Raw genomic sequence first — 4,844 nt, 5'->3', positions numbered from 1 at the left:
ATAAATCAGTTATCAGTTATCAGTTATCAGTTATCAGTTATCAGTTATCAGTTATCAGTTATCAGTTATCAGTTGTTAGTTGTTAGTTGTTAGAAACTTGGTAAACTTGATTTCAATACTTAATAATCATGGGGTAGTTGTGAACTGATAAAGTTGATAAAAATCTTTACGGTTAAGGGTTGGACACCCAAGCTCGAACTACAATGGCGGTAATATTATCGTGACCATTATATTGATTTGCTAGAGTGATTAAACCGTCTACTGCGGTGGCTAAATCTGTTTGAGGGTTGAGTAAGGGATCAAGTTGAGTTTCGCAGAAGGTTTCTAACAAATTATGATCGGTTAAGCCATCAGATGCCAGAATGAAAACCGTATCTTCCTCAATCTCTAAAAATTGAATATCTGGGTGAACAAACTGTTCCTCTCTAGGGCCTAAAGCTTGAGTTAATTGATAAGCATCGGGGCGAGAATAGGCAATATCCGGGTCAATTCCCCGTTGAATTTCTCGTTGTCCCACTTCATGATCTACGGTTATTTGTTGTAACCCTTGTTGACGAGTCAAACGATATAATCGACTATCTCCCACATGAGCCAGGACAACTTGATGATTCACCACAACAGCCATCACTAATGTTGTTCCCATGCGACCACTACCGGAACGCACCCCTTGTTGATTTTCGTTATAAATTGCTTCATTCGCTTTGAAAATTGCATCTTGTAAGATTTCTTCCGTTGGGAATTCCTCTGGATATTGATCTTGGAAATAGTGTTTTAAAGTATCAACAGCGATTTGACTCGCCACTTCTCCTCCAGCGTGACCTCCCATACCATCACAGAGAATATATAAACCCCTCACTGAGCGAATTTGTCCTTGGGGTGTTTCTTGAATCTTAATCTGGGTTTCCAGACCAAAACAGTCTTCATTATGATCCCGTTGACGTCCGACATCTGTGCGTCCTACTGCTTCTAAATGAATCAACTTTTCACCTAGAATTAAGGTAGGAGACTGATTTAAAGTCGAGGGAGATAGTTCATTTTGACTGGTTTGTTGTTGGGGTAAGTTAGAGGGAAAATTAATTTCATCCAAAATCACCATTAAAGCCGTTCGCAATTGTTCAACGGTTTGAATTTTTACCTCCATTAAATCTCGCAATACTTCTGTTAAGGAACCCACTAACGTCCGTTGGGATTGTTGAAATAACTCCTGCCACAATTGTCCTAAATTCGATAAACTTAACGCAGAATCCGGCTGATCAAAATACAATTGCTGTAAACACAACTGTTGAGACTTTTGAGAAAATACTCGTAAATTGTGGAGATCTAATAAACTTTGGCGACATCCCCAAGGTTCTAAGAGTACCCACAGTTCTACTAAATCTCCCAACCAATAAACAATTTGTTGAGGTGTTGTTTTTCGGTTACTCCACAGTTCTGATAATAGGGGAAAATCCGCAAAATTTTCTAATAGGATAACCTGATAGGAATCCGATTCCCAAGCATCTTGTAAGTGAGGAAAATAGTTAGGAGTTTGGGACGCTAAGGAAAAATAGGGTTGAGCCGCCGGAATAATAAAGGTCTCTACGTCTGGATGAGATGGGGTGGCGGCGGGGTCTTGTAGCACTTTTAACGGAGAAACCTGCAACGGTTGAGTATCTAAAACCCTGACGGTGACGGTTTCACCGATTTTTAGGGCTGGTAGGGCGTCTAGGAGTTGATAACGTTCTTGGCGGTCTAAATAAGCTCCAACGGGTCGCTCTAGGGATTGTGGTGGCGGTTCCTGGAGGGTACACAAAGCATCTTCAGGCGGAATGGTAATGGCTTCCAGGTCAGTTTGGGAAAAAATGTCTTCTAAAGGTTGTGCTTGAGACTCCGTTAGCTCTGGGGTCTGAAGCTCTTCCGGGGTGGGGGGTTCGGTATCAATTCGGTCTAAACTTGATTCGGAGGGACTCTCCGAAGATGTGTTAGCTCCCTGCAAATGGTCATTATTTAAGGATTCTGGGGAGTTTTCAGCCGGAGCAATAGCTGAGGATGAAGGGATAACTACAGCCAGATAAACGGTTCCGGTAACTGTCCCGCAATTATGACATTGCAGCGTATTCAGGGGAACGGTTGTTCCACATTCAGGACAATGTTTCTGGGTCAGAGAAGTACCACAGCGTTGACAAAACTTGTTGAGATTGGGGTTTTCAAATTGACACTGGGGACAAACAACCATAGTTATATTCCCTGCCATTTCAGAAATAACACAGGGATATTTTAAGAGTACAACTTTTTATTTTACAGCAGAGAAGAGGAAATATTGAATATTCACCCGTTAGATATTTTTAAGGGTAATGCTAAGTGCATAGGTCAGATTGACAGGGATATAGGTTGATTTAGAGTAACAAATTTAATCTTTAACGAACGGAGTATCCAATAATGCCTAACTCGATTCCGATTAATCCTGATTTGCTTAATCCTTTTCCTTTTCCTTTTCCCTCATTATTTGATCCTGTTGTGTTGTATGGAGATGAGGGAAATAATCTACTCACAGGTGGGCTTGGTCACGATAGTTTGTATGGCGGAGGAGGTGATGATAGTCTGATTGGGAATTGGGGAAGTGATGCTTTATTCGGGGGTGACGGTCAGGATTTATTAGAAGGAAATGAAGGTAATGATTCCCTTTATGGTGAGTTTGGAAATGATGCTTTAGATGGAGGTTCGGGGAATGATTTGTTGCAGGGGGGGCCGGGAAATGATTCTCTGACTGGAAATACTGGAAACGATAGTTTAGATGGTTATAAAGGTTCCGAATCATTACCGTTAGCATCGAGAGTTCAGTATGATAATTTGACAGGGGGAACGGAGGCGGATCTTTTTATATTGGGAAGACTTCGCCCGATTTCTAGTTACTATGGCCCCACTGATCAGCCCATTGTTTATTATGTTGGGGACGGTTACGCCACTATTACAGATTTTAACCGTACTGAAGGGGATAAAATTCAAGTTGCTAATGATTTTGGACTACTTCAATACAGTCTTATCCCCTATGCAGGTGGAACCTATATTCGTCAACAAAGTGATTTAATTGCTGATGTTAAGAATGTAACTGTAACTGCATCGGATTTATCAGTTCTGCGACCTGGATTTAATCCCATCCCGAACTTTCCTCAATTTTAGTTTTTGAATTGAAGCGATCGCTAGAAAAAGGGAACAGGGAACAGGGAACAGGGAACAGGGATAATACTTCTGGCTGTATTAGACTTAGAAGAATTTTGGGTTTAAACTTAGGACGTGTAAACCCTTAACTACCGTTTTATTTTTGTTCGGGTAAAGCTAAACAATCTGTTGTACCCCAACACACATAAACGGGAGTATTACTATCAGGTAAACTATCCCCTGTTTTGGGTTGACGAACCATAACATTTTCCCCCGATAGTAATTTCACCACATATTGAATATGGGTTCCCAAATACATTGCATTGAGTAAACGACCTTCAAAACAATTCACAGCACCGCTAACGGGATAAAAACTTAATGTAACTTTCTCAGGACGCACACTGACAACCGCCGATGCACCTGTTCTTAAATCCTGTTGCGGGAGTTGAATACCGGGAATTTCAATCTGTTGAATTTCAATACTTAATCCGGTGTCGGTGACAATATATAAACGGGAGACATCAGCACTTTCAACCGTTCCTCGAAATAGATTTGTATCGCCAATAAAATCAGCCACAAATGGCGTTTGAGGATATTCATAAATCTCGTTCGGACTGCCAATTTGTTCAATTCGGCCATCGTGCATGACAGCAATGCGGTCAGACAAACTCATGGCTTCTTCTTGGTCGTGAGTCACCATGATAAAGGTTAACCCCAAATTGCGATGGAGGTTGGTGAGTTCCATCTGCATTTGTTTGCGGAGTTTTAAATCCAAAGCCCCTAACGGTTCATCTAACAATAACACCGCCGGACGATTGACTAATGCCCTGGCTAAAGCAACCCGTTGTTGTTGACCCCCAGACAGTTGAGAGGGGTAACGATTGGCAAAGGATTCCATTTTGACTAAACTTAAGGCTTCGCGCACTTTCTCTTCAATTTCCGACTTGCTTTTGCGTTTGAGTCGGAGTCCAAAGGCAATATTTTCCCAGACTGTCAAATGGTTAAACAAAGCATAACTTTGAAAAACGGTATTCACTGGACGCAGATAGGGGGGAGTTTGGGTCACGGACTGACCCCGAATCAAGACTTCTCCAGCAGAGGGCATTTCAAACCCGGCAATCAATCGCAGCGTTGTAGTTTTGCCACAACCCGATGGCCCTAAAATACTAAAAAATTCTCCTCGGCGAATATCGAGATCTACGCCACGAACAGCCGTTTCCCCATTAAAGACCTTGAAGACTTTCCGAAGTTCAACATCGAGCTTGGTTTCAGCCCCAATAGCACCTTGATTCTGCGTAGCCGCTTGCAGCATAGTGTCACGTTATGGCGGAGATTTACCCTCCCTACAGCTTATCTGTTGACACACCTCGCCCTATAAGTGCGAGGATTCTTTAGAAGGAGATAACCCGATGGTCATTGCTCGAACCACAACTCCCAAAACCCTTCTTAGGCGTGTTCTAGTGTCGTGCGACAGGCGATGCCAATTGCCTCTACTCTCTCGCCCCGAAGGGTCTGAGCCTACTTTTAAGTCGTTTTTCACTCACTCGCTTAATCGTTTCTGCTTGTGGGGGCTAGAACTAGAGTGTCAACACCGGTTCAACCATTTCGGTTAAACGCCCTTTAACTAGAGCGTCCCACCACTGGGAATCTCACCCGTCAATTAAGGTCATCGTGGCTTTAATTATTCTAATCCTAGTTCAAATTAA

General features: G+C 42.4%; 3 protein-coding genes. 1 reads left to right on the top strand and 2 read right to left on the bottom strand.

Translation table 11 applies throughout. The features are described 5' to 3' along the window. Positions 1 to 172 precede the first annotated feature (172 nt). A complete protein-coding gene (locus PL9214_RS10345; protein WP_072718757.1) occupies positions 173 to 2,215 on the bottom strand; it encodes a serine/threonine phosphatase in 2,043 nt (680 codons plus the stop codon). Between the two features lie 203 nt (positions 2,216 to 2,418). Here PL9214_RS10345 and PL9214_RS10340 point away from each other — a divergent pair, with 203 nt between their 5' ends. Beyond that, complete coding sequence (locus tag PL9214_RS10340; RefSeq protein WP_072718756.1) at positions 2,419 to 3,159, top strand: calcium-binding protein; 741 nt, start codon at positions 2,419 to 2,421, stop codon at positions 3,157 to 3,159. A gap of 136 nt (positions 3,160 to 3,295) precedes the next feature. On the opposite strand, the gene PL9214_RS10335 is transcribed toward PL9214_RS10340, so the two are convergent. Then, complete coding sequence (locus PL9214_RS10335) at positions 3,296 to 4,450, bottom strand: ABC transporter ATP-binding protein (RefSeq protein WP_072718755.1); 1,155 nt, start codon at positions 4,448 to 4,450, stop codon at positions 3,296 to 3,298. Positions 4,451 to 4,844: the final 394 nt, after the last annotated feature.

Source organism: Planktothrix tepida PCC 9214 (assembly GCF_900009145.1).
Lineage (GTDB): Bacteria > Cyanobacteriota > Cyanobacteriia > Cyanobacteriales > Microcoleaceae > Planktothrix > Planktothrix tepida.
Note: the sequence above shows the minus strand (reverse complement) of the source record. Positions and strands in the feature narration are given on the sequence as shown.